Source organism: Pelomonas sp. Root1217, from assembly GCF_001425705.1.
Lineage (GTDB): Bacteria > Pseudomonadota > Gammaproteobacteria > Burkholderiales > Burkholderiaceae_C > Pelomonas.
Map to the genome: position 1 here is coordinate 95,020 of NZ_LMDC01000029.1, position 24,394 is coordinate 119,413.

Genomic DNA, 24,394 nt, shown 5'->3' on the forward strand with positions numbered 1-24,394 from the left:
CTCAGACCATTATGGCGATCTCCGACTCCCTTCAAGCCACCAAAAATCGCATCGCTGCGGCATGTGCCTCAACCGGCCGCCCGCCCCAGGCGGTCCGTCTGCTCGTCGTCAGCAAGACCTTCCCGGCCGCTGCCGTGCGCGAGGCCTTTGCGGCTGGCGTCCGCGCCTTCGGAGAGAACTATGTGCAGGAAGGCCTGGTCAAGATCGGCGAGCTGAGCGACCTGCGCGGCGAGATCGAATGGCATCTGATCGGCCCGCTGCAGTCCAACAAGACCAAGCCCGTGGCCGAACAGTTCGACTGGGTGCACAGCGTGGACCGGCTCAAGATCGCCCAGCGGCTGTCCGAGCAACGGCCGGCGGAGCTGGCGCCGCTCAATGTCTGCCTGCAAGTCAACATCAGCGGCGAGGCCAGCAAGAGCGGCCTCTTGGCCGATGAGGTGGCGGCGTTGGCGCGCGAAGTCGCCGCCCTGCCCCGGCTCAAGCTGCGGGGCCTGATGGCCGTGCCTGAACCCGGTCCCGGCGCCCTGGCCCAGCACCAGGCGATGGCGGCACTGTTCGAAAGCCTGAAATCCGAAGGCCAGGACCTGGACACCCTGTCCCTGGGCATGAGCGCCGACCTGGAGGACGCGATCACGGCCGGCTCCACGATGGTGCGCGTGGGCAGCGCCATCTTCGGGGCACGGGCATGAGGGCGGCCTGGCTGCTGGCCACTGCTGCCTTGGCCGCACAAGCGCAGCCCGTTCCCGACACACTCGCCCAACGCGCCCTGGCCTGCACCGGCTGCCATGGCAAGGAGGGGCGCGCCGCGCCCGACGGCTACTACCCCCGCCTGGCCGGAAAACCGGCCGGCTACCTCTACAACCAGCTGCTGAACTTCCGCGACGGCCGGCGTGACTACGGTTTGATGAGCGAACTCATCGCGCCGCTGTCCGATGCCTATCTGCAGGAACTGGCCGGGCATTTCGCGTCGCTGGATCTGCCTTACTCACCGCCACAAAAGCCTGGCCTTCCCGCCGACGAGCTGGCCCGCGCCGAGGCGCTGGTGAGCCGCGGCGACGCCGCCCGCCGCTTGCCGGCCTGCACCGCCTGCCATGGCGAGCGCCTGACGGGGACTCAGCCCGCCATCCCCGGCCTGCTCGGTCTGTCGCGCGACTATCTGAACGGCCAGCTCGGCGCGTGGCGCAGCGGCCAGCGCCGCGCGCGGGCGCCCGACTGCATGGCACAGATCGCCAAGACCCTGACCGAGCCTGAGATCAACGCGATCACGCAATTCCTCGCTGGCCGGGCGCTGCCGGCGGACCCGCATCCGGCGCCCACCCTGGCCGCGCCGCCGCCCCTGCGCTGCGGCGGCCTGCCGCCATGAAGCGCCTCTTGATCGGCCTCGCGTTGCTGGCCCTGCTGGCCCTAACCACCGCTTTCGGGTTGCTGGCCTGGCAACGCACCGTAGGGGACGCAACGCCGCCCTCCACCGCGCCAGTCAGCCTGGAGCGCGGCGCCTACCTCGCCGCCGTGGGCAATTGCGCCGGCTGCCACACGGCCCGCGGTGGCGAACGCCTGGCCGGCGGCCGGGCGATCCCGACGCCCTTTGGCACCGCCTTCTCATCCAATCTGACGCCCGACGCCACCGGCCTGGGTGGCTGGAGCAGCAACGACTTCTGGCAGGCGCTGCATTCAGGCCGCAACCGCGACGGCCGCCTGCTGGTGCCGGCTCATCCGATCACCAACACCACCCTCGTCAGCCGCGAGGAAGCCGACGCCCTGTATGCCTGGCTGCAGGCCCAGCCAGCCGCGACCGCGCCACGCCGCGAGCATGAGCTGCGCTGGCCGTACGGGAGCCAGTTGGCCGTCGCCGTCTGGCGGACCTTGTACTTCAGGCCCGGGGTCTATCAACCCGACCCGGCCCGGGACGCGGCCTGGAACCGCGGCGCCTATCTCAGCCAGGGCCTGGCCCATTGCAGCGCCTGCCACGCCGGCCGCAATGCGCTGGGTGGCGACCAGGGCCCAGCGGATTTTCGCGGTGGCTTGCTGGCCGGCCTGGGCTGGGTGGCCCCTTCGCTGCATGACCCGGCCGAGGCCGGCGTGCAGCGCTGGCCGACCGAGACGCTGCAACGCTGGCTGCGCGACGGCAAGGCGCAAGGCCATGTGGCGCTCGGGCCGATGGCCGAGGTCGTCATCGGCAGCACTGCGGCGCTGAATGATGCCGATCTCGCCGCGATGAGCAGCTATCTGCGCGCCTTGCCCGAGCAGGCCGTCGCCCGCTCCGAGCCAGCCGAGCCGGATGCGCGCCGCCGCGAGCGCGGTGCCGGTCTCTACCGCGAGCACTGCGCCGCCTGCCACGGCGAGCAGGGCCAGGGCCGGCGCGACGAAAGCGGAGTCATGGCCTACCCGGCGCTGGTTGGCAGCCGCTTGGTCACCCAGGCCAGCGCCGCCAACCTGATCCGCCTCATCGAGCGTGGCGGCTTCGCGCCGGCGACGCCCGGCAACCCGCGCCCCTACGGCATGCCGCCCTTCGCGGGCGTGCTGGGCGCCGAAGACCTGGCCGCGCTGATCAGCCATCTGCGGGCATCCTTCGGCCACGCTGCCGGCGAAGTCGACGCCGTCGAGGTGCTCAGGCTGCGCGCCGCAGCGGCCCGTTGAGGCCACAAGCCCCTGGGCGCGGGGGCCGATGTGAACGACTTCACGCAAGCCTGCCGCAGCCAGGTAGCAAATGGTCACAGGTCGCGACACACTGCGCGCGGCTCCCGGGTAGGGCCGTCAAAAACAGGGCCGAGAGGCCTACAGTCGTCGTTGAATTCAAGAGCGGCAGCCCGCCGCCGATACCCGATCACCGGACAAGGACCTGAACAGATGAACTTCCTGACGCAATTGCGTATTGGCCATCGCCTGGCCTTGAGCTTTGGCCTGCTCATTTTGCTGCTGGTGGGCATCGGCATTTACGGCGCGAAGAATGCGAACGGCCTGGCCAAGGATCTGGACCGCACCGCCAACTCCAGCCTCTTCAAGATTGGCGCAGCCAACGGTCTGGAAAGCCAGGTCAACATCATTTCGCGCGCCGTGCGCGACCTGCTGCTGCTGGACACCGCAGGCGCCATCAAGAAGCAGAAGAAGGCCATCGCCGACGCGCTGGAAGAAGGCGAGAAGCAGCTGGCCGGTCTGGAAGGCGCCGTCGCCGGCGATACGGAAAAGGCCGCCGTCAGCGAGGTGCGTCAGCACAAGACCAAGTTCCTGGCTGCGCTCGAGAAATTCCAGAAGATCCAGGCCGATGGCACGCCCGATGAAGCCCGCGAAAGCCTGATCACCGACCTGCGCCCCGCCCAGGCCGCGCTGCAGGAAGGCCTGAAGAAGCTGGTCGATATGCAGTTCGAAAGCGGTAAGGCCCTGGCCACGTCCGGCGTCGACCTGGCCCGCTTCTCAGTCTGGGTGACCATCATCCTGCTGGTCGTGGCCGTGGTCATCGGCATCGGTGGCGGCCTCGTCATCACCCGCTCCATCGTCGCTCCGGCCCGCAAGGCCCAGCTGGCCGCCGAAGCCATCGCCGCCGGCGATCTGACGCAAGACATCCGCGTCGAAGGCCGCGACGAACTCAGCCAGATGCTGCAGGCCATGAAGGACATGCAGCAAGCTCTCTCGGGCGTCGTGCGCGATGTGTCCACCGCCGCCAGCGAGGTGGCCCATAACTCCGGCTCCATCGCCGACAGCAATTCCAACCTGGCCGAGCGCACGACGCGTTCCGCCGCCAGCCTGCAGAACACCGCCGCCTCGGTGGAAGAGATCGCCTCCACACTCAAGGGCGCCAGCGACCTGACCCGCCGCGCCGCCGGCATCGCCGTGACAGCCCGCCAGGCCGCCAGCAATGGGGGCGCCGTTGTCTCCAAGGTCGTCGAGACCATGGAAGAGATCAGCGCCAGCTCCAAGAAGATCGGCGACATCATCGGCGTGATCGACGGCATCGCCTTCCAGACCAACATCCTGGCCCTGAACGCGGCCGTGGAAGCCGCCCGGGCCGGCGAGCATGGCCGCGGCTTCGCCGTGGTGGCCGCCGAAGTCCGCGCGCTGGCCCAGCGCTCGGCCGGTGCCGCCAAGGAAATCAAGGTGCTGATCCAGGAATCGACCGTGAAGGTCGAGAACGGCACGACGCTGGTGAACAACGCGGGCGTCACCATCCGCAGCGTCGTTGACGAAGTCAACAACATGGGTCAGCTGATCGAGGAAATCTCGCACTCTGCCCACGAGCAGGCCGCCGGCGTCGGCGTCGTCAACGGCGCCATGAACGAGCTCGACAAGGCCACACAGCAGAACACCAGCCTGGTCGGCGACCTCAGCCGCTCGGCCGACGCCCTGCGCGACAGCTCGACCCGCCTGATTGAAGCCGTCGGCTTCTTCCGGGCCGCCTGAACCCTTTTCATCCATCGCCCGAGGCCCGCCATGTCATTCCTGCGTTCCGCCACCGTCCTGGCCGCCAGCCTGATGCTGGCCCTGGCCGCCCAGGCCGCCCCCAAGGTCGTCAAGAAGGTGCCACCTGAATTCCCGGCCGAGGCCTCCAAGAAGGGCATCTCCACCGGCTCGGTCAAGGCCAAGATGACGATCGAAGCCGACGGCAAGGTCAGCGACGTCGAGATCGTCGAAGCCGAGCCGAAGCGGGTGTTCGACCGCGCCGTGAAGGCCGCCCTGATGGAGTGGAAGTTCGAGCCCGGCGAAAAGGCCACCCACGAAGTCAAGCTCGTTTTCAAGAACGAGGACTGACACTGGACAGAAAGGCCGCCTGCGCGGCCTTTCTCGCCTGTGTCAGGACTTGCGCCATGCAGGGCGCAAGGCAGGAGAAGCGCGCTTTACCGCTTCATCACCGGCAACTCGCCGGTCCGGTCCGTGGGCTGCCACCAGTGCACCCCACCCGCCACCAGCATCACCGTCACCACGGCGCCTCCGGCCAGCAAGCCCAGGCGCCGTTTCTTTTGCGCCTGCCGGGCTCGCACGCGAGTGCCGCCAGCCGATGCGCGAAGTGCCGGGCTGAGATGGGCCTGCGACAGCCGCTTCAGATTCACCGCCTGCTTGCGACCGTCACGGCTCGTGACAATTTCAAAGCTCAGCGGCTCATCCATTCGAGGACCCTCGCCGTCCGTTGGGAAGGCGGCCAGGCCAACGAAGACTTCTTCTCCCCCGCCAGACGGCCGGATGGCGCCGTAGCCGGCATCCTGGTTCCACGCGCTCAATACGCCTTCGAATCTCATATTCACCTCAACGACTACCCCCAGATCTTGGGGGACGCCGCGCAGGCGGCCGCAACCGGATGTAAGCCAACGACAATCCGCCCTCCCGAATTCCCACCTCTGCTGCGCATGCCCATCAACTGGTTCCCCGGCCATATGAATTCCACCCGTCAGGCGATCAAGGATCGCGTGAAGGCGGGGCTGGACGTGGTCATCGAACTGCTCGACGCGCGCCTGCCGGGCTCCAGCAGCAACCCGCTGCTGGCGGCGCTGACGACGGGACGGCCGTCGCTGAAGGTGTTGAACAAGCAGGATCTGGCCGACCCGACCCAGACCACCGCCTGGCTGGACTACTACAACGCCCAGGCGCATACCCGCGCCATCGCGCTGGACGCTGGCGACAAGGCGCCGGCGCGCGCCCTCATCAAGGCCTGCCGCGAGCTCGCACCGCTGCGCGGCGACATGCACAAGCCGCTGCGGGTGCTGATCTGCGGCATTCCCAACGTCGGCAAGAGCACGCTGATCAACACCCTGGTCGGCAAGCGCGCGGCAAAGACCGGCGACGAGCCGGGCATCACCAAGCTCGAGCAGAAGTTCGTGCTGGAGAACGGTTTCTACCTGTTCGACACACCGGGCATGCTGTGGCCCCGCATCGCCATCGCGCAGAGCGGCTACAACCTGGCCGCCAGCGGCGCCATCGGCCGCAATGCCTTCGACGAGGAGGAAGTGGCGCTGGAGCTGATCGCCGTGCTCAAGCGCCACTACCCCGAGCGGCTGCAGCAGCGCTACGGCCTCACCGAGTTGGGCACCGACGACGCCGTGCTGGAGGCCATCGGAGCCAAGCGCGGCGCCAAGGTCCGCGGTGGCGGTGTGCTGATGCACAAGGCCGCCGAGGCGCTGCTGATGGACTTCCGCGGCGGGGCGCTCGGTTGCATCACGCTGGAGACCCCGGACGAGATGACGGCCTGGCGCCGGGCCGCTGCAGAGGAGGAAGAGCGCAAGGCCGCCGAGGCAGAGGCCGCGCGTCTGGCCGACAAGGAACGCCGCAGCGGCAAGAGAAAGTCGTCCAGCGGGGACGCGGAAACAAGCGCGTAAATTCCCGGCCTTGACCGTCTCACCGGCGCGCCTATGCTGGGCCGCCCGGAACGACACGAGACATCATGAGCCGACTCTCCCTGCTCGACCTCGCCTTCTTCATTGCCGAAAGCGAGGCCAGTCCCAAGCATGTGGCGGGCCTGCACATCCATCAGGTGCCCAAGGGGGTGAAAGGTGGCGGCGCCAATTTCGCCAAGCAGCTCTATGAGGAGTTCCTGACGCACACCGACGTGCAGGCGCCCTTCGACCAGGTCATCAATTTCGTCTCACCGACGCTGATGCCGAGCTGGAGCACGGCCGAATCGGTCGACCTGGCACAGCACGTCTTTTTCCACAAGATGAAGGCCGGCCAGAATGATCGCGAGGCGCTCTATGCGCTGGCTGCCGATTTGCACGAGCCGGTGCTGGAACGCAGCCGGCCGCTGTGGGAGGTGCATGTCATCGCCGGCCTGTGGGACAGGCAATTCGCCATCTACTACAAGATGCACCACGCCGTGGCCGACGGCATCACGATGACGCGCTGGGGCGTCGAGTCGCTGCGCACCACGCCCGACGACGACACCGTCACCCCGGTCTGGACCTTGGACCACACCCGCCGCAGCGGCGGCAGCGGTGGCCTCAAGGGCAAGAAGCGGCTGGACCAGGCCGTCGCCGGCACTGTCTGGAAGCAGCTCACCGCCAACAGCAAGCGCGCCGTCGGCATCGGTCGGCTCACGGCCATGCTGGCGCTGGAAGCCATCAAGCTGACCAAGAATGCCATCGCCCTGCCCTTCATGGCCAGCCGCGGCACACCCTTCACCGGCAATGCCACGCCGGGCCGCCAGTTCGCCACGACCGCCGTGCCCATGGCCCGCATCGACGCCATCCGCAAGGTGTCGCGCGCCACGCTCAACCACGTGGCCCTGACCTGCCTGGACGGCGCCATGCACCGCTTTCTGGCCGACGAGGGCATCGAGCTGGACCGACCCATCACCATCCAGATGCCGGTGAACCTGCGCCGCGAAGGCGAGAAGAACGGCGGCAACAAGATCGGCATCATCCTGGTCGACCTGTCGCCGCCCACCGACGACGCCTATGTGCGGCTGCGCAATGTCGGCTATTCGCTGCGCAATGTGCGCACGATGATCGACGCCGTCGCGCCCGAGGCGGTCGAGACCTATACCATCCTGACCGGCCTGCTCGGCCAGATCGCCGGCATGCTCAAGCTGGCCGATGTCGTCACGCCCATGGGCAACACGCTGGTGTCCAACGTACCCGGGCCGGCCAAGCGCCTGTACATCAAGGGCGCACCGCTGCTGGAGATGCACCCGATGTCGACGCTGCCGGCCACCCATCTGCTCAACATCACGTTGTTCAGCTATGCCGGCACTCTTTACTTCGGCCTGATTGCAACCGACGCCCTGCCCAACCTGGGCCGGCTGGCGGCCTATGTGGAGGAAGAGATCGCGACGCTGGAAGAAGCCGTCGGCATTTCATGAGTCTTCCGCTCTTTGCCTCGAACTGGATGACCGAGGAGCACCACCTGCTTCAGGACAGCGCCGCGCGCTTCTTCAGTGAGCGCTGGGTGCCGCGCGCCGCCGCCTGGCGTGCGGCCGGCCTGATGGAGCGCGACACCTGGCACGAAGCCGGTGCCCAGGGCCTGCTGTGCGCGGCCATGCCGGAGGCCTTCGGCGGCAGCGGTGGCGACTTCGGCCATGAGGCCGTCATCGTCATGGAAGCTGCGCGCGCCAACCTGGGCGGCTTCGGCGGCAGCGTGCACTCAGCCATCGTCGCGCCCTATCTGCTGCGCCACGGCAATGACGAGCAAAAGGCGCGCTGGCTGCCAGCGATGGCCACCGGCGGGCGCGTTGGCGCCATCGCGATGACGGAACCGGGCACGGGCTCGGACCTGCAGGCCATCCGCACCCGCGCGCGCCGCGTCACTGACGAAAAGGGCGACCACTACGTCATCAACGGCCAGAAGACCTTCATCACCAATGGACAGAACGCCGACCTCATCGTCGTCGTCTGCCGCACCGGGGAAGCAATTGGCGCGAAGGGTTTGTCGCTGATCGTCGCGGAGATCGACGCCAGCACGACAGGCCTGACGCGCCGCCGCCTGGACAAGATCGGGCTGCATGCCCAGGACACCAGCGAGCTGTTCTTCGACGAACTGCGCGTGCCCGCTGCCAATCTGCTCGGGCGCAGTGAAGGCCTGGCATTTGGCCAGCTGATGTGCGAGCTGCCGCAGGAACGCCTCGTCATCGCCTGCCAGGCCGTCGCGATGATGGAGCGGGCGCTGGATGACACCATCGCCTACGCCAAGCAGCGCGAGGCCTTCGGCCAGCCGATCTGGAACTTCCAGAATACGCGTTTCGTGCTGGCCCAGGCACAGAGCGACCTACTCGCCGCCCGCGCCCTCGTCGACGCGGCCATCTTGGCCCATCTGAAGGGTGAGCTCGACGCTGCCCGCGCGGCGCTGGTGAAGGCCTGGTGCAGCGACCTCGCCTCCCGGCTGACCGACGCCTGCCTGCAGCTCTTCGGTGGCTATGGCTACATGCTGGAGACGCCGATCGCCGCACTGTGGGCCGACGCCCGCGTGACGCGCATCTACGGCGGCACCAACGAGATCATGAAAGAACTGGCCTCGCGATCCATGTGAGGCCCTGGAGACCGCAATGTTCGACGCCTATCTCTACGACCATTGCCGCACACCGCGCGGCAAGGGCAAGCCCGATGGTTCACTGCATGCGGCTACGCCCATCTGGCTGGTGCGCAGCGTGCTACAGGCCCTGCAGCAGCGCACCCAGCTTGACACGGCCCTGGTCGACGACGTCATCCTCGGCTGCGTGACGCCCATCGGCGAGCAGGGCGGCGACATCGCCCGCATCGCCGTGCTGGATGCCGGCTGGGCGCAGTCGGTGGCTGGCGTCACGCAATCGCGCTTTTGCGCCTCGGGGCTGGAGAGCGTCAACCTCGCCGCGGCCAAGGTGGCCAGCGGTTTCGAGCGCCTGGTCGCCGCCGGCGGTGTCGAGAGCATGAGCCGCGTGCCCATGGGCAGCGATGGCGGCGCCTGGATGCTGGACGAGCGGGTCGTCAATGCGGTGGGCTTCGTGCCACAGGGCATCAGCGCCGACCTGATCGCGACGCTGGAAGGCTTCACGCGCGACGAGCTCGATGCCTACGCAGCGCGCTCCCACCAGCGTGCTGCCGCGGCACGCGCCGAAGGACGCTTCGCAAGCGCGCTGGTGCCGGTGCACGACGAAACCGGTGCGCTGCTGCTGGCCGAGGACGAAACCATCCGCCCGCAGACGACGGCGGGCACGCTGGCCGCGCTGAGCCCGTCCTTCATCAAGCTCGGCGCCAAATTCGATGCTCTGGCGCTGCGCAAATATCCGCAGGTCGCAACCATTGAGCACCGCCACCATGCCGGCAATTCATCGGGCATCGTCGACGGCGCGGCCCTGGTGCTGGTGGGTTCCAAGGCTGGCGGGGAAGCGTCCGGGCTGAAGCCCCGCGCTCGCATCCGGGCGGCCGCCGTCGTCGGCAGCGAGCCGACCATCATGCTGACCGGCACGACGCCGGCATGCCAAAAGGCCCTGCGCCAGGCCGGCATGCAGGCTCGCGACATCGACCTGTGGGAAATCAACGAAGCCTTCGCCGCCGTGCCGATGAAGACGGCGCGCGATCTCGGCCTGGACCTGGACCGCGTCAACGTGAATGGTGGCTCGATTGCCCTCGGCCACCCGCTGGGCGCGACCGGCGCCATGCTGCTGGGCACGCTGCTCGATGAACTCGAGCGGCGCGATCTCCACACCGGCGCCGTGTCGCTTTGCGTTGGCGGCGGCATGGGCATCGCCACCATCATCGAGCGGGTCTAGGGCCTGTCTCCCGCCGGCATGGTTCGCGAAGGCCCTACATCCTGATCCAGCCACCCGCACGCAAATGCCAGCGGCCGCCCCGGTTGTCCCAGCGATGCGGCTCGTAGCGATAGCCGGCGCGCGGACGCTCGTAATAGCCGGGCACCCAGTGGTGACGGCCGCCGCTCCAGCCCCAGTAGCCATTGACCCAGACCGCGCCCGGATAGGGCGTGACGGGCACGACCTCGGCATAAGGCGCGGGAGGCGGCGCGTCGACCACGATGGTCGAGCCGCCGTCGTAATAGCCGGCGCGATGGGCAGGCACGACCACGCAGGCCGACAGCAGTGAAGATGAAGCCAGGGCGAACGCCAGAGTGAGTCGTTTCATCGGAATCTCCAGGCCGCCTCAGGGAGGCGGTCCATTCGGTTACCTCGGGCCAGGCTGAACGTAGACGCTGCCGCGGTAGTAGCCGCCGTCACGTTGGTGGCCGCCATCCCGGTAATAGCCGTCCCGGTGGTAGCCGCCGTGGCGGGCCGGCACGATGATGCAACCCGACAGCAGGGCGGTAGAAATCAGCGCAATGGCCAGGGCCAGTCGTTTCATGAGGTACTCCAGGCCACAAAAGCGCGGCCGTGCACCACTAACCGCCGGACGAGCCCGGCGGATGACGGCGTCACACAGAGTTACTCCGTGGCGGACTGTGTCTGGAGCCCCATGCAATGGTCCCTTGAGCCAGCGCTCGCGCCGCGCGCAGGACCGGTCCATCGACCCGTTTCGCCTCCCGCTGAGCCAGGGCCCCGGCCGATGCTCAAAACGACCATCAGGGCTTTCAGCATGTGCCTCATGTCACGGGCTTGGATTGCCAGGCGCGGGTATTCTCCGGCGCTTCACCACCGACCTTTCACATGCAACGACTCCTGCTGAGCCTACTACCGTTGGTGCTGGCCGCCTGCGCCTCCACCACGCCCGCGCCGGCCAAGGACGCCGCGGTGGCCGCCGCCGACGAGAACGTGGTCTGCGACCGCGAGACCCGCACTGGCACCATCCTGCCGACGAAGCGCTGCCGCACCGCCGAACAGCGCGAGGCCGACCGCCGCACCGTCGAGAGCGTGGAGGCCGGCGCCCGCAACATCCGCGCCGGCCAGACCGGAAAGCCGGGGTCCTGATGCGCGCCGCCCCGGCGGCCGATCAAAGCCCAGCCGGTTCAGCAAGCAGCTGCCAACCCCGACACGCCGCCGGCAAGTGAGCCCGAATCAGCGCGGCTCGCGCAGCACGCCCGCCAGGGCCAGCATGCCGGCCGCCAGCACGGCGGCCGTCAGCCACAACGCGGCGTCGAAGCGACCACTGGCCTCGACCATTCGCCCCGTCAGCGCCGGCGCGCTGATCTGGGCCACGCCGTAGCTCAGTGTCAGGCGAGCCATCGCCTTGCCCGGGTTGGCCGGTGAACGCCGGCCGACCAGGGCCAGCGTCAGGCTGACGATGCCGATGAAGGTCGCGCCGTAAAGCAGCGCGCCGGCCAGCGCCGCCACCAGCCCTCCGGCCAGCACCGGCAGCAGCACACCGACGATCTGCACGCCATAGGCAATCAACAGCGCACCGACATCGCCGGTGCGCCGCGCGATGCGGTCCCAGACGAAGACCGCCGGCGTCGCCGCCAAGCCCACCAGCAACCAGGCCCAGGGGCCCTGTCCCGCCAGCACAGGCTGCTTCTCGACGATGGCGACTGTGAAGGTCGCATTGATGACAAAGCCCCAGCCGGCGCAGAAATAGGCGGCCACCATGAGCAGCATCCAGCGCCGGCTCGGTGCCGCGCCTGACGCGGACTTCGCGGCCACCGGCGGCACCGGCGGGCGCCAGGCCCATGCCGGGACCAGAAAGACCAGGCCAAGCAAGGCAAAGCCCTGCCATTGCGTGGCCCAGCCCAGATCCTGCTGCGTCATGCTCATGGCACCCAGGGCCGACACGACGATGCCCAGGCCCAGGCCGATGAAGTAGATGCCCAGCTCGGGCCGGCGCCCCGACCGGATCAACCAGCCCTGCACCAGGCCCGAGCCCAGCAGCATGCCGGCCGCACCGCACAGGCCGCCGACATAGCGCGACAACGCCCAGACGCCGAAGTTCGTGCTCCAGCCCATCAGGGCGGTGATGAGCAAGGCCAGCGGCAGGCCCCAGCTGTACAGGCGCTGGCGCCAGGCCGGGCTTTCGATCCAGGCCGCCAGCAGCGCGCCACTCATATAGCCCGCGTAATTGATGGCAGCCAACAGCCCGCCGTCGGCGACGCCCAGGCCCGCCTGAGCCTGCATCTGCGGCAACAACGGCGTATAGGCAAAGCGCGCCAGCCCGATGGTGAGCACCAGCGCGCAGATACCGCCCAGCAGTACCTGCCAGGCGTGCAGACGGGCGGCTGTTGGGCTGGGCATGACCCGGGTTGTACCAGCCGCGGGTTTTGCCGCAGCTTGCAAAGCGCGCGGCCGCACCCAGTTGTCGGCCATGCCCCTGCTCGTCTGTTTCAGCCTCGTCCTGCTCGCCGCCGCCGGTATCGCGCTGTGGCCGCTGTGGGTGCGCCGCCGCCGCGAGCGCATCGCCAGCCGCCCCTTCCCGCAGTCCTGGCGGCGACTGCTGCGCCGCCATGTGCCGCTGGTGTCCCGGCTGCCGGCGCGCCAGCAACTGCGACTGAAAGGGTTGATGCAGGTCTTCCTCGCCGAGAAACCCATCCTGGGCTGCCGTGGCCTGCGCGTGACGGACGAGATTCGCGTGACCATTGCCGCCCTGGCCTGCCTGCCGCTGCTGGGCGCGGCGCGCGGCGTCTACCCGGAGCTGCGCCAGGTGCTGGTCTATCCCGGCGCCTTCGTCGTCGACCGGCCGGTGACCGAATCGGGCGGCGTGCTGTCTGACCAGCGCCGCGTTCTGGCTGGCGAGAGCTGGAGCCAAGGCCAGGTGCTGCTGGCCTGGGACGAGGTCAAGCGCGGTGCGGCCACGCCGGGGGACGGGCACAACGTCGTCATTCACGAGTTCGCCCACCAGCTCGACCAGGCGGGCGGCCCGGCCAATGGCGCGCCGGCACTGCCGTCGACCGAGGCTTACCGGCGCTGGTCGACGGTGATGCAAAACGAGTTCGATGCGCTGCGCTGGCGGCTGGCCCGCGGCGAGCCAGGGCTCATCGACGCCTATGGCGCGACCGACCCGGCGGAATTCTTCGCGGTGATCAGCGAACTGTTCTTCGAGCGGCCGATCGAGCTGGCCGCAGGTCACCCGGCGCTGTACGGCGAGCTCAGTGGCTACTACCGGCTGGACCCGGCGAGCTGGAACTAGAAGCCGAGGCTGGCGAGCAGATCGTCCACGTCGTCCTGCTTGAGCGCCTTGTCCGGCGTCTGCACGCCACCGAGTTCGGCAGACACGGCAGCCGCAGCCGGCGCGGGCAGGGACTGGACGAGATCCTTGAGCGGCGGCTCGGCGCGCTCCAGCATCTTGCTGACCTTGTTGATGACCTGGCCCGAGAGGTCCTGGAAGTCCTGCGACATCATGATCTCGGTGTGCAGCGACTTCTCGCGCGCGGCAAAGCTCGCGGCATCGGCGGCGTAGGCGGCGCACAGCTTCATCAGCGCACGGGCACGGTCGGCGCTGATGTTGCTGGACAGGGCCAGGCGGTTCAGCGCGTCCGACAGCTCGCGGCCCTTCTTGCGCACGGCCTCGGCGTCGTCCTGGGCGGCTTCCACCAGGTTGAGCACCTTGGTGGCGGCCTGCTCAGTCATGCTACGCACATAGGCCAGGCGCTCGCGCGCATCGGGCAACTCGTCGACCACGTCATGCAGGATCTGGGCGGCGTCGGCCCGGATGATGGCCTGGATGGACGCGTCGGACATGTGGAACTCCCTGAATGGCCCGGCGGCAGCGACGGGGCTCCAACCAGTTTAGAAGCGCCTCCCCGGCACGCAACTCCGCAGCTCGCTGCCGAACGCGGCCTTTGTCACGCTGGGTGCAATTCAGGGCGCCGCAAGCAGTGCGCGCAAAGCCGCGGCCTGCATCACGTCGAGGCGGCCGGCTTCCTCGGCCAGCAGAAGCTGGCGCCGGCCCAGCGCCAGCAGCAGGTCGGTGTCCAGCCCGGCAGACGCCAGCGCCTGCAGATGGCGGCTCAGCACGCCGGCGTCTCCGCGCGCGACAGGCCCTGAGACGGCACCGGCCAGGCCACGGTCCAGGGCCGTGTCCAGCGCACCGCGGGTCAGCGGCGCCAGGGCTGGCAGCGCTTCGGCCTGCGCCAGTCCAGCGGTCGCCCACAGCGTTTGGGCTTCGGCCAGCACGGCCAGCACGCCACTGGCGGCCAGGTTGGCCGCGGCGTGATAGGCCGCCCGCGCCTGGGCCGTCATCGGCGACGGCAATGCCAGTGGCACCAGACCCAGCGCGTGAGCGAGTGCTTCCAGCGCAGGCCGGTGTGCTGCATCCGCCTCGATACCGACATGCACGCCGGCAAGGCCCACGTCGCCCGCCAGCAACTTCAACGGGTGAAAGCCTGCCGCGGCCGGCGCCGGGCCCAGCGCGGCCAGCGGCGTCGCGCCACTGCAATGCAGGCCCAGTTGGCCGGCGCGCCACGGCAAGGCGGCGGCGGTCGTGGCGATCTGATCGTCGGGGACTGTCAGCCAGACCCAGTCGGCCGCCTGGGCGGCATCGGCCATTGCGAACTCGCCTTCACCCGGCGAGCGCCGACCAACGACAACCTCCTCGCCCGCCGCTCGGAACGCCGGCACCAGCGCCCTGGCCAGCCGGCCGTACCCGATCACAGCATGTCTCATGAGTGGGCGCGGGCGAAGAAGGTGCGAATGCCTTCTCAGGGCTTGACGAACTTCAGCGTCATGCGATCACTCTCGCCGATGGCCTGGTACTTCGCGCGATCCTTGTCCTTCAGCGCATAGGTCGGCGGCAGCGTCCAGACACCTTCGGGATGGTCGGCCGTGTCCTTGGGGTTGGCGTTGACCTCGCTCCTGCCGGCAAGCTTGAAACCCGCGTTCTCGGCGAACTTGATGACGGCGGCCTCCTGCACATAGCCGCTCGGAGCCTTGGGATCCTGGGTGCGCGAGGCCGGCAGGCGGTGCTCTTCAACGCCCAGCGTGCCACCGGGCTTCAGCGCCTTGAAGGCCGCGTCAAAGACGGCCTGGGCCGTGCCACCGTTCATCCAGTTGTGCACATTGCGAAAGGTCAGCACCGCATCGGCGCTGCCGGCCGGGGCGATGTCAAACACGCCCTTGGCCGGGTCGAAGGCCGTGATCTTGACCTTGCTGTAGACGCCCATTGAATCCATCTTGGCCTTGAAGCGCGCGCTGCCGCCGTCGGCCGCATAGAGCTGACCGCCTTCGCGCAGATAGGGGGCAAGGATCTCGGTGAACCACCCCCCGCCCGGGGCGAGTTCGACGACGGTATCGGTGGGCTTGATGCCGAAGAAGCTCAGCGTTTCGTAGGGGTGGCGTTGCGCATCGCGGGCGACATTGCCCACCAGGCGGTTGTCGGCCGCGACAGCGGCCTTCAGCGGGTTGGCGTCGTGAGCTTGTGCGCCCGCAGCAGCAAACATGGCGGAAGTGGCGAGAGTGGCGATCAGCCAAGTCTTCATAGGGAGGGTCTCCTTGTGGAAAGGGCAGTATCCGGTGCCCGTCGGCCCCTGTCCAAGGTCAGCGACGGAATGCCAAAGACGCCAGACCAAGCAGGGCCAGCGCGGCGCCAAACAGGCCCAGCGCATGCAGGCCGAGGCCTTTGAGCACCATGCCGCCAACGCTGGCGCCCAGCGTCGCCCCGACATAGATGGCCGAGGCGTTCAATGCGAACAGCACCGGCAGCTGGGCCGGTTCCAGCGCCGCCAGCCGCGCCTGCTGCGGAACCATGAAGCTCCAGCCGAACACGCTCCAGGTGAAGACCAGCGCACCCATCACCGCCAGCGGCCAGGTCGGCAGCGTCAGCGCCGGCATCAGCAGGCACTGCGCCAGGCACAGCAGCACCAGCGTGCGGCGTGAGCCGATGCGGTCGGTCAGCCGGCCGCCCATCGCGTTGCCGGCGACGGCCCCCAGGCCGAACAGCAGCAGCATGCCGGCCACGCCGTCGCGGCTTAGGCCATAAACAGTCTCCAGCAGCGGCGCCACGAAGGTGTAGCAAACGTAGAGCGCGCCGATGAAGAGGGCGGTGAAGGCGACCGCGCCCATCAACCGGCCGCTGCGCAGCACGGCGCCCAGGCTCTTCAGGCTGGCCACCGGCACCGCGATGCCGGCCGGCAGGGCGACCACCATGGCAGCCAAGCTCAGCAACGTCAGGACGGCAACGACGACAAAGGCTGCCTGCCAGCCCAATGCGTAGCCCAGCCAGGCGCCGGCCGGAATGCCCAGCACCTGGGCCAGCGTCAGCCCGCCGAAGACGATGGCCAGGGCCCGCCCCTGCTGGCCCGGCCCGGCCAGCGCCACGCCGACCGAAGCGGCCACCGGCGTGACCAGGCCGCCGCCCAGGGCCATCACGGCGCGCGCCGCCAGCAGCAGCGCAAAGCTGGGCGCCAGAGCGGCCAACACAGCGCCAATCGCAAACAACGCCAGGCCAATGGACATCAGCCGCCTTCGGTCCAGCCTCCCAGTCGCCGCCACGAGCAGCGGCGAGGCGACCGCATAGGTGCCGGCATAGACGCTCATCAGCGCACCGGCTTGAGCCCGGTCGACGCCGAAAGCCTGCGCCACCGGCGACAACACGCCGACGACAACGAAGGCGCCCATGCCGATGGCGAAATTGGCCAGGGCCAGCAGCCAGAGCTGGCGGGAGGTGGACGAGATCATCGCCCCATCATCGCCAGCGGCGCGAGGCCCTGCCGGGCCGGGGTCAATGTGCGGCCCACCCCATCCAGACGGCGAGCGTGTCGAACAGCGTCGTGATGACCAGGATGGGCAGTGGCAGGCCCAGCAACGTGCCGATGACATAGTCGCGCAGCCGCACGCCGGACAGTGCCAGCGTGTAGTTCAGCGCTGGCACCGAGTGGAAGACCGTGCGCAGCAGCACGACACTGCGCACGGGATGGGCGTCCAGCTTCGCGAACAGGCGGCGCGCCAGCCGGTTGTCCAGCTCACGCAGCGCATCGGCACCCAGGGCGCGCACGACAACAAACGTCACCGTACAGGCGATGCAGGCCGCGACATAGGTCGTCAGCGCCCCCCACACCGGCCCGAGGGCCAGCACCGCCGCGGCAAGGAAGAAGGCGCCGGGGATGTGCGCGAGATTGGCCAGCACGAACATCGCCGTGAAGGCCGCAAAGCCCCAGAGCCGGTGCTGGGCAAACCCCTCGCGTACGGCGTGCAGGCTGATCTGCTGGCGCACGCCGCTGACCTCCACGACGCCCCAGAGCAGCGCCACGAAAAGCAGAACCGCCAGCCATCGCCAGCGCTGGTGCGCGGGCGCTGCGGTGGCGATATCGGGCGGTTTCAACGCTGGGGCTGGGGCGGCTTGCAGGAGCCACGAGTATCGGCGGGCCCGGGCCGGCGCGGTTCAGCGCCGCCCGGCGGGACGGGGCGCGGTCAGTAGCCCGCCGCCAGCCCGGAATTGCGCCGCGGATCGTTGGCCCCGTAGTAGCGGTTCTTGCCCACCGGCTTGCCGCCCAGCTTGGGCGCGCCAACCAGGATGCTGGCGAGGTGGTTGGCCGGCTGCGGGTCGGCGAACTTCTGGCCCCAGCCCTCGAGGATCTTGCGCGTGTCTGGCGACAGTGCGAAGGCCTCGACGTTGGTCGCTTCGGGCAGCCACTGCTGGTGGAAGCGCGGCGCGTCCGTCGCCTCCTGCACGTCCATGCCGTAGTCGATGACATTGATCATCGTGTGCAGCACCGCCGTGATGATGCGGCTGCCGCCCGGCGTGCCGACCACCATCACCGTCTTGCCGTCCTTGGTGACGATGGTGGGGCTCATGGACGACAGCGGCCGCTTGCCGGGCTCGATGCGATTGGCCTCGCCCTGCACCAGGCCGTAGAGGTTGGGCACGCCCACCTTGGCGGTGAAGTCATCCATCTCGTCATTGAGCAGCACGCCCGTCTTGGCCGCGGTGACGCGGGCGCCGAACCAGTCGTTCAAGGTGTAGGTCACCGACACCGCATTGCCCCACTTGTCGACGATGGAGTAGTGGGTGGTGTTGCTGCCCTCGTGCGGCGACACGCCGGGCTTGATGTCCTTGGACACGCCGGCCTTGTGCGGGTCGATGACCGCGCGCAACTGGGCAGCGTAGTCCTTGCTGAGCAGCCGGTCCAGCGGGTTCTTGACGAAGTCCGGGTCACCCAGGTAGCTGTTGCGGTCCACGTAGGCGTGGCGCATCGCCTCGATCTGGAAATGCACCGCCTGCGCGGAGCGAAAGCCCAATTCCTTGAGCGGGTAGCCCTCCAGGATGTTCAGGATCTCGCAGATGATGACGCCGCCCGAACTCGGCGGCGGCGCCGAGACCACGTGGTAGCCGCGGTAGTCGCATTCCACGGGCGGCAGTTCGCGCGTCTTGTACTGGTCGAGGTCGGCGGGGCTGAGGATGCCCTTGCCCGCCTGGCTGGAGGCGACGATGGCGGCGGCCACAGGGCCCTTGTAGAAGCCCGCCTCGCCCTTGTCGCGGATGGCTTTCAGCGTGGCGGCCAGGTCCTTCTGCACGAGCTTCTGGCCGACCTGGAAGGGCTCGCCCTTGTTCAGGAAGATGGCCGCAGTGGCCGGATCCTTGCGGAAATCGTCGGTGGCGGCGTGCAGCATGTCGATGTCGCCCTGGTCGAGCACGAAGCCCTGCTCCGCGTAATGGATGGCCGGCGCGATGACCGCGGCGCGCTTCATCGTGCCGTACTTGCCCAGTGCGTACTCCAGGCCTGACACGCTGCCCGGCACACCAACCGCCAGGTGGCCATGCGTGCTCAGCCCCTTGATGACGTTACCGTCCTTGTCGAGGTACATATTGGCCGTGGCGGCCAGCGGTGCCTTCTCGCGGAAGTCCAGGAAGGTCTTGCGACCGTCGGCCAGTTGCACGGTCATGAAGCCGCCGCCACCGAGGTTGCCCGCCGCCGGGTAGACCACCGCCAGCGCGTAGCCCACCGCCACTGCAGCATCCACCGCATTGCCACCGTCTTTCAGCACGTCCACGCCGATGCGGGTGGCCAGGCGCTGGGCCGTGACCACCATGCCGTTCTCGGCCGCCACCGGGGCCTGCGAGGCCGCCTGGGCCACGCCCGCCGTGAGCAGTGCGGCCACCATCACCAGGGAACGCGTTTGCAGTTTCAACGCCAATGTCATGCGGGAGCTCCGTCCGGGTGCCTTCGATGACGGCGACCTTACTGCGCCACAGCGCGCTTGCCACTCCCCTGGTTCGCGCGGCGCGCTGAGTCACTGCAGCAGCGTCCGGGCGACGCCGCGTTGCACGTAGGCACCCAGCGCCGCGACGTCGGGGATACAGATATCGCGGCGGCCGCGTTCGGTGAAGGCGATCAGTTGCTCGCGAGCCAGCCTCGTCAGCGCACGGCTGACCGTTTCGACCGTCATGCCCAGGTAGTTGCCGATCTCGGCGCGCGTCATGCGCAGCGTGATCTGGTCGCTGCGCAGGCCGCACTGGGCCATGGCCTCGGCCCAGTAGCGCAGGAAGTCAGCCACGCGGGCATCGGCCGACAACGTGCACAACGACAGCAGGGAGTCGCGGTCCCGGCTGATCTCGCGGCTCATGGCCGAATGCAGCAGGCCCAGCAGCGGCGCATGGCGGGCGCAGGCAGCGAGCAGCGCGTCGTAGCGCACGCTCCACACCTCGCCGGTGTCCAGCGCGATGGCATCGCAACCGTAGCGGCCGGTTGCAATGCCGTCGAAGCCGAGCCAGTCGCCCTTGAAGTGCAGGCCAACGACCTGCTCGCGACCGTCCGCGGCGAGGTTGAGGGTCTTGAAGAAGCCCGAGTTGATGACGTGCAAGCTGGCGAACGCGTCGCCGGTGCGGTAGACGCGATCGCCGGCGTGCAGGACGCGACGGCTGATGTCCACGTGCGCTTGCAGACCCTGCAAGGTGTCGGCAATGCGCTGGGGCGCGGGGGCCGACGTGCGCAAGGCGGGGTGGGCGGCGGCGGAGGTCATCGTGGCTGTCAGCATTTCGGGTGTCCTGGGCGGCGTGTGGCAATGGACTGCAGCGTAGAAACCGGCCAACAACTGCCGAGCAATGGTGCACATCACTGGGTAACGCTCGGTAAACCGTTGGTAAACAGCCGTGCGCGCTTGATCTGCGTCAGGCCGGCCCCGCGCTGCACCGCCTAGCCTTGCCGGACATGCACCCAATGCCATGCTCAAACACAAATCTCTCTGGTCACTGGAAGGGCTGACACGCGACGACCTGCTGACGCTGATCGGCCGGGCTCGGCAGTTCAAGCGCGGGGCCGGCCCGGGTGCGCCGCTGCGCGGCAAGAACCTGGCGTTGCTCAGCGACGACCACGCCAGCCTTGAGGCCGACGCCTTCCTGCGCGCAGCCACCGAGCTTGGCGCGCGGGTGGCGCGCGTTCGCGCGACCAGCCCCGGCCCCGCCGACCGCCGCGACCCGCGCGACATGGCCGGCCTGCTGGGCCAGCTCTATGACGCCATCGAATGCCAGGGCGTGGCCGAGGCCGACCTGCGCCAGCTCGACCGCGACGCCGGCGTGCCGGTCTTCAATGGCATCGCCTCGAAGGGCCACCCGCTGCAGGTGCTGGCGGCGCTGATGACCTGGCAGGAGCTCAGCGGCGATGCGGCGCTGCCGATGCCGCTCGCCGCGCCCGTCCAGCCACTGCCGGCCGAGGCGGTGGCCCGCAACCACCATCTCCTGCTGCAGGCGGTGCTGAGCGGCGCGCTGGCTTAGAAGCGCTCCGACGCCCACACCAGGCTCCATGCAGCCGCCGCCAGGCCAGCCCATCTGCACGGCGGCACGCTGGAGCAAGCCCAGCTCAGCAGCAACCCGCTTCGCGGCCAACTGAAGATGTAAAGGCCGGTGACGCCTGCCATCGCCTTCTTCAATGGAGCGACCGGTTCAGGGCAGGGAACTCAGCGCCTCGGCACGGGTCAGGTAGGCGCTGAAGATCTTGTAGAGGGTGCCGTCCGCCCGCATGGCCGCGACGGCATTCTGGATCTTGCGGGCGTCGTTCTCGCGGACCCTGGTCCTGGAAATCGCAAAGCCCGCGGCGTAGTTGTCGTCCGGGAAGGCATCGATGACCGTGACCCGGCCCTTCAGCTTGCTGTCCGCAAGAATTCGCCCCCACACGACAGGTTCTGACAGAAAGGCCGCGTCACGCCCCAGCGCGACGAGCCGGGCCGCCATGCCGGCGTCGGCGTACTCGTCCACCCGCCCCTGCTGACGCAGCTGGGCGATCCAGTCGTCCCACTGAGGGCCGTGCCTGAATCCCTTGACGATTGCCAGACGCAATTCGCTGCGCTCGGCGAAAGCTTCCAACGTGGTGACCGGGCGGGGCAAGCCTTCGCGAACCAGCAGCCGGTTGCGCCCGCTCATGTAGATCACGAAACGCGCGAACCCGTTGCGCTCGTCCGTCTCGATGGCCGACACCGTCATGTCGAGGGCGCCATGGGCCAGGTCGGCCCAGGTGCGGACCCTGGCGTCCACGAAGGTCTCGAACTTGCAGCCGGTCCGGCGGCCCACTTCATCGACGATATCGACGTCAATGCCCCCCGTGCCCTGCCCCTCACGCCGAAAGGCCAGCGAGCCATATTCATACAAAGCCACGCGATAGGGCCCGCACACGGTCGGCTGCGCCAGTGCCGGCACATTGGCCGCAACCAAGCAGACCGCCGCTATCCACATCCCGACCTTGCCCATGCCTTCACTGCCCATCAAAGCTGGGTCAAGTATCTGCTGGCGGCGCGAAGCAAGCGCATGGAGCCGCTTTCGCTGACATCCTTGCCTTTGCGTTTGCCTGCGATGGCGGCCGTGGAGGGCGGCTTGCAGGGGTTGCCGTCATCCGCTGCAGGTGCCTGATTCACGGTCCAGTGCGCGAAGCCGTCATCGGCTCACCCGTCGGCGCGGCAGCAGCTGCGACCGCTGCCGAGGGCGAAGCAGCCATCCAAGTGGGAGGGCCAATTTCTGCTGCTCGAGCGGTCAAACGGGTGCTCTCGGCCCAAGCGGAAATCGCTTCAAATCCAACTTTCTGGGCCACCCTCCAGGGCCCGCACCTTTCGGGGATGTGAAGCATGAACATGATGTCGGGGCTGGTCTGCGCCAGCATGTGTTTGTTTGCCGGCACTGCCTTGGCCGCCGGCAACGCGGCGAACCCCGCAACATGGAAGCTCATCTTCAACGGCAAGGATCTCAGCGGCTGGTCGGCGCACTACGCATCCAAGGTCAGCGCCGATACGCCGGCCGCGTCCAGCATCTTCGAAGTGAAGAATGGCGAGATCCATGCGTATCCCACGCACGAGGCGGGCACTCCCCAGCCGTTCGCGTACATCCTCACCGACGCTGACTTCAAGGACTGCGTGATCAGCCTCGAATACAAATGGGGCAAGAAGAAATTTGCGCCGCGGCTTCACGAAGTGCGCGATGCGGGCCTGCTGTATCACGTGTATCGCGTGCGGCCGTCAGATTGGCCGGCGAGTGCCGAAGCCCAAATCCAGGAAGGCGACACCGGAGATTCGTGGGCGATATCGACGCAAGCCTCGAGCTTCGTCGATCCGAAGACCGGCCGTTATGCACAGCCCGAAAACGGCGGTATCCCCATCACGGGTGGCGAGAACGAGGGCTATCACCGTACGCGCCACGGTCGTGTCAACGAGCGTCCGGGCTGGAACACGCTCGAAGTCATCGTGCGCGGCGATCGCGCCACACACGTCGTCAACGGCGTCGTGAACATGCGCGTCAGCGAACTCAAGTCCTGGGATGCCGACACGAACAGCTGGGTCAAACTCGACCACGGCAAGATCGTGCTTCAAGCTGAAGGTGCCGAGGTTTTCTATCGCAACATCAAGGTTCGGGCGCTCACGGAGACCGATGACATGCCGCCTGCGCCTGAACTCAGCGAGGTGTGGTTCCCGGTTCCACCGAAGGTGACGCCTGGCGCGGCGCCAGGTGCCGCGCCATCGGACGCCATCGTGCTGTTCGACGGCAAGAGCCTGGACGCATGGAAAAGCGCGAACAACGGGGCAGCCGCGGGCTGGAAAATTGACAACGGCGAATTGGAGGTCGGCCCGGGCACCGGCGACATCCAGACCAAACAGTCCTTTGGTGACGTTCAACTGCACCTGGAGTGGCGCGCACCCAAACTTCCCGCCGACAAAGTGAATCAGGATCGCGCCAACAGCGGCGTATTCCTGCAGGATGTCTACGAGGTTCAGATTCTCGACAACTTCGAGAACCCTACCTACGTGAACGGCATGGTGGGGTCGATCTACAAGCAGTTCCCGCCGCTCGTCAATGCCACTTGGCCCGCCGAGAACTGGAACACTTACGACATCATCTACGCCGCGCCGCGCTTCGCGGCTGACGGCTCGCTCATTTCACCGGCGCGACTTACGGTGTTGTTCAATGGCGTGCTGGTGCAGAACAACTCCGCGCTCAAGGGCGGCACCACCTACATCGGTACGCCCAGCTATCGAGCACACGCCGAAATGCCGCTGCGCCTGCAGGATCATGGGCATCTGGTCCGGTACCGCAACATCTGGGCGCGCAAGCTCTGATGGGGACATTGCTGGTTTCCTGACAAGAGGGGGCCGGTTCGAAGTGGCCTGTCCTGCCCGGTACTGCCGTCCTCGTCTACAAGCTGGAAGCGACTTGCCGGATGGCGACCGTCACGCCGGCTGCCGAAGGATCTTCTCCATGGCCTTGCCCTTGGCGAGCTCGTCGATGAGCTTGTCCAGATAGCGCAGCTTTTGCATCAGCGGGTCTTCGATCTCCTCCACGCGGATGCCACAGACCACGCCCTTGATGAGGGCCAAGTTGGGATTCAGCGCCGGTGCCTGGGCGAAGAAGGTCTCGAAGTCCGCGGCCCGGTCGAGTTGCTGCTGCAAGCCAGCCGCGTCATAGCCCGTGAGCCAATGGATGATGCGGTCGACCTCATCCTTGGTCCGGCCCTTGGCCTCGGCCTTGCGGATGTACAGCGGGTAGACCTTGGCAAAAGGCGTGCTGAAGATGCGGTGGCCGGCCATCGTCCTTGCTCCTGCGGATTCACTGCGCCCAGCATGGTGCCACGAGGCAGGCGTAACCTCCGCTTGTCAACACTTGGCACGGCGCGGCAGGCGCGCGACCATGCCCGGCGACTTGATGCAAACAAAGCGGCA

General features: G+C 68.1%; 26 protein-coding genes. 13 read left to right on the forward strand and 13 right to left on the reverse strand.

The features are described from left to right. The first annotated feature begins 11 nt into the window (after positions 1 to 11). The 5 genes from ASC95_RS25960 to ASC95_RS25980 all read left to right on the forward strand — a co-directional run bounded on the left by ASC95_RS25960 (position 12) and on the right by ASC95_RS25980 (position 4,743). Positions 12 to 689, forward strand: coding sequence for a YggS family pyridoxal phosphate-dependent enzyme (locus tag ASC95_RS25960; RefSeq protein ID WP_057300598.1), 678 nt, complete (start codon positions 12 to 14; stop codon positions 687 to 689). Next, complete coding sequence (locus ASC95_RS25965; RefSeq protein WP_057300599.1) at positions 686 to 1,363, forward strand: c-type cytochrome; 678 nt, start codon at positions 686 to 688, stop codon at positions 1,361 to 1,363. The genes ASC95_RS25960 and ASC95_RS25965 overlap by 4 nt, the downstream gene beginning before the upstream one ends. Next, complete coding sequence (locus ASC95_RS25970) at positions 1,360 to 2,637, forward strand: cytochrome c (protein ID WP_057300600.1); 1,278 nt, start codon at positions 1,360 to 1,362, stop codon at positions 2,635 to 2,637. The genes ASC95_RS25965 and ASC95_RS25970 overlap by 4 nt, the downstream gene beginning before the upstream one ends. A 210-nt stretch (positions 2,638 to 2,847) precedes the next feature. Next, positions 2,848 to 4,395 carry a methyl-accepting chemotaxis protein gene (locus ASC95_RS25975; RefSeq protein ID WP_057300601.1) on the forward strand — a complete coding sequence of 516 codons (1,548 nt, stop codon included), beginning with the start codon at positions 2,848 to 2,850 and terminating at the stop codon, positions 4,393 to 4,395. 30 nt (positions 4,396 to 4,425) lie between these two features. Beyond that, the gene (locus tag ASC95_RS25980; RefSeq protein WP_057300602.1) at positions 4,426 to 4,743 is read left to right on the forward strand and encodes an energy transducer TonB; all 318 of its coding nucleotides are present in this window, start codon (positions 4,426 to 4,428) and stop codon (positions 4,741 to 4,743) included. 86 nt (positions 4,744 to 4,829) lie between these two features. Here ASC95_RS25980 and ASC95_RS25985 read toward each other — a convergent pair whose 3' ends face one another. After that, positions 4,830 to 5,228 (reverse strand): cold-shock protein, encoded by a 399-nt coding sequence (locus ASC95_RS25985; RefSeq protein WP_057300603.1) that lies wholly within the window; start codon positions 5,226 to 5,228, stop codon positions 4,830 to 4,832. 108 nt (positions 5,229 to 5,336) lie between these two features. On the opposite strand from ASC95_RS25985, the gene ylqF reads away from it, so the two are divergent. The 4 genes from ylqF to ASC95_RS26005 all read left to right on the forward strand — a co-directional run bounded on the left by ylqF (position 5,337) and on the right by ASC95_RS26005 (position 10,162). After that, complete coding sequence (gene ylqF, locus ASC95_RS25990; protein ID WP_057300604.1) at positions 5,337 to 6,302, forward strand: ribosome biogenesis GTPase YlqF; 966 nt, start codon at positions 5,337 to 5,339, stop codon at positions 6,300 to 6,302. Positions 6,303 to 6,367: 65 nt separating this feature from the next. Next, positions 6,368 to 7,780 (forward strand): wax ester/triacylglycerol synthase domain-containing protein, encoded by a 1,413-nt coding sequence (locus tag ASC95_RS25995; RefSeq protein WP_057300605.1) that lies wholly within the window; start codon positions 6,368 to 6,370, stop codon positions 7,778 to 7,780. After that, entirely contained in the window at positions 7,777 to 8,943 is a 1,167-nt protein-coding gene (locus ASC95_RS26000) for an acyl-CoA dehydrogenase family protein (protein WP_057300606.1), read from the forward strand. The genes ASC95_RS25995 and ASC95_RS26000 overlap by 4 nt, the downstream gene beginning before the upstream one ends. A 16-nt stretch (positions 8,944 to 8,959) precedes the next feature. After that, complete coding sequence (locus ASC95_RS26005) at positions 8,960 to 10,162, forward strand: acetyl-CoA C-acetyltransferase (protein WP_057300607.1); 1,203 nt, start codon at positions 8,960 to 8,962, stop codon at positions 10,160 to 10,162. Between the two features lie 34 nt (positions 10,163 to 10,196). Here ASC95_RS26005 and ASC95_RS26010 read toward each other — a convergent pair whose 3' ends face one another. Continuing rightward, positions 10,197 to 10,529, reverse strand: a complete 333-nt coding sequence (locus ASC95_RS26010; RefSeq protein ID WP_057300608.1) for a YXWGXW repeat-containing protein — start codon at positions 10,527 to 10,529, stop codon at positions 10,197 to 10,199. 39 nt (positions 10,530 to 10,568) lie between these two features. Beyond that, complete coding sequence (locus ASC95_RS31530; protein WP_200960207.1) at positions 10,569 to 10,745, reverse strand: hypothetical protein; 177 nt, start codon at positions 10,743 to 10,745, stop codon at positions 10,569 to 10,571. A 302-nt stretch (positions 10,746 to 11,047) separates the two neighbouring features. Here ASC95_RS31530 and ASC95_RS26015 point away from each other — a divergent pair, with 302 nt between their 5' ends. After that, positions 11,048 to 11,308, forward strand: a complete 261-nt coding sequence (locus ASC95_RS26015; RefSeq protein WP_157256511.1) for a hypothetical protein — start codon at positions 11,048 to 11,050, stop codon at positions 11,306 to 11,308. 87 nt (positions 11,309 to 11,395) lie between these two features. On the opposite strand, the gene ASC95_RS26020 is transcribed toward ASC95_RS26015, so the two are convergent. Continuing rightward, positions 11,396 to 12,562: a YbfB/YjiJ family MFS transporter gene (locus ASC95_RS26020; RefSeq protein WP_057300610.1), complete on the reverse strand. Its 1,167-nt coding sequence runs from the start codon at positions 12,560 to 12,562 to the stop codon at positions 11,396 to 11,398. A 70-nt stretch (positions 12,563 to 12,632) separates the two neighbouring features. On the opposite strand from ASC95_RS26020, the gene ASC95_RS26025 reads away from it, so the two are divergent. Beyond that, positions 12,633 to 13,454 (forward strand): zinc-dependent peptidase, encoded by an 822-nt coding sequence (locus ASC95_RS26025; protein WP_057300611.1) that lies wholly within the window; start codon positions 12,633 to 12,635, stop codon positions 13,452 to 13,454. Here ASC95_RS26025 and ASC95_RS26030 read toward each other — a convergent pair. From ASC95_RS26030 to ASC95_RS26060, 7 genes are all read right to left on the reverse strand, one after another. Continuing rightward, the gene (locus tag ASC95_RS26030; RefSeq protein WP_057300612.1) at positions 13,451 to 14,005 is read right to left on the reverse strand and encodes a protein phosphatase CheZ; all 555 of its coding nucleotides are present in this window, start codon (positions 14,003 to 14,005) and stop codon (positions 13,451 to 13,453) included. The genes ASC95_RS26025 and ASC95_RS26030 overlap by 4 nt on opposite strands. Positions 14,006 to 14,125: 120 nt before the next feature. Continuing rightward, positions 14,126 to 14,917, reverse strand: a complete 792-nt coding sequence (locus tag ASC95_RS26035; protein ID WP_235538056.1) for a DUF2520 domain-containing protein — start codon at positions 14,915 to 14,917, stop codon at positions 14,126 to 14,128. 47 nt (positions 14,918 to 14,964) lie between these two features. Beyond that, positions 14,965 to 15,741, reverse strand: a complete 777-nt coding sequence (locus ASC95_RS26040; protein WP_057300614.1) for a class I SAM-dependent methyltransferase — start codon at positions 15,739 to 15,741, stop codon at positions 14,965 to 14,967. Between the two features lie 58 nt (positions 15,742 to 15,799). Then, on the reverse strand, positions 15,800 to 16,939 hold the full coding sequence (locus ASC95_RS26045; protein ID WP_162250856.1) for an MFS transporter: 1,140 nt from the start codon (positions 16,937 to 16,939) through the stop codon (positions 15,800 to 15,802). A 43-nt stretch (positions 16,940 to 16,982) separates the two neighbouring features. Continuing rightward, positions 16,983 to 17,582, reverse strand: coding sequence for a TVP38/TMEM64 family protein (locus ASC95_RS26050; RefSeq protein WP_235538057.1), 600 nt, complete (start codon positions 17,580 to 17,582; stop codon positions 16,983 to 16,985). 89 nt (positions 17,583 to 17,671) lie between these two features. Further along, a complete protein-coding gene (gene ggt / locus ASC95_RS26055; RefSeq protein WP_235538065.1) occupies positions 17,672 to 19,363 on the reverse strand; it encodes a gamma-glutamyltransferase in 1,692 nt (563 codons plus the stop codon). Positions 19,364 to 19,492: 129 nt separating this feature from the next. After that, on the reverse strand, positions 19,493 to 20,236 hold the full coding sequence (locus ASC95_RS26060) for a Crp/Fnr family transcriptional regulator (RefSeq protein WP_057300616.1): 744 nt from the start codon (positions 20,234 to 20,236) through the stop codon (positions 19,493 to 19,495). A gap of 187 nt (positions 20,237 to 20,423) precedes the next feature. On the opposite strand from ASC95_RS26060, the gene ASC95_RS26065 reads away from it, so the two are divergent. Beyond that, the gene (locus ASC95_RS26065; protein ID WP_057300617.1) at positions 20,424 to 20,972 is read left to right on the forward strand and encodes a hypothetical protein; all 549 of its coding nucleotides are present in this window, start codon (positions 20,424 to 20,426) and stop codon (positions 20,970 to 20,972) included. Between the two features lie 168 nt (positions 20,973 to 21,140). Here ASC95_RS26065 and ASC95_RS26070 read toward each other — a convergent pair whose 3' ends face one another. Further along, a complete protein-coding gene (locus tag ASC95_RS26070) occupies positions 21,141 to 21,956 on the reverse strand; it encodes an ABC transporter substrate-binding protein (RefSeq protein WP_057300618.1) in 816 nt (271 codons plus the stop codon). Positions 21,957 to 22,312: 356 nt separating this feature from the next. Here ASC95_RS26070 and ASC95_RS30205 point away from each other — a divergent pair, with 356 nt between their 5' ends. Next, on the forward strand, positions 22,313 to 23,794 hold the full coding sequence (locus ASC95_RS30205) for a DUF1080 domain-containing protein (RefSeq protein WP_157256512.1): 1,482 nt from the start codon (positions 22,313 to 22,315) through the stop codon (positions 23,792 to 23,794). 111 nt (positions 23,795 to 23,905) lie between these two features. Here the strand turns inward: ASC95_RS30205 and ASC95_RS26080 are convergent, their stop codons facing one another. After that, positions 23,906 to 24,262: a DUF2200 domain-containing protein gene (locus ASC95_RS26080; RefSeq protein ID WP_057300619.1), complete on the reverse strand. Its 357-nt coding sequence runs from the start codon at positions 24,260 to 24,262 to the stop codon at positions 23,906 to 23,908. Positions 24,263 to 24,394: the final 132 nt, after the last annotated feature.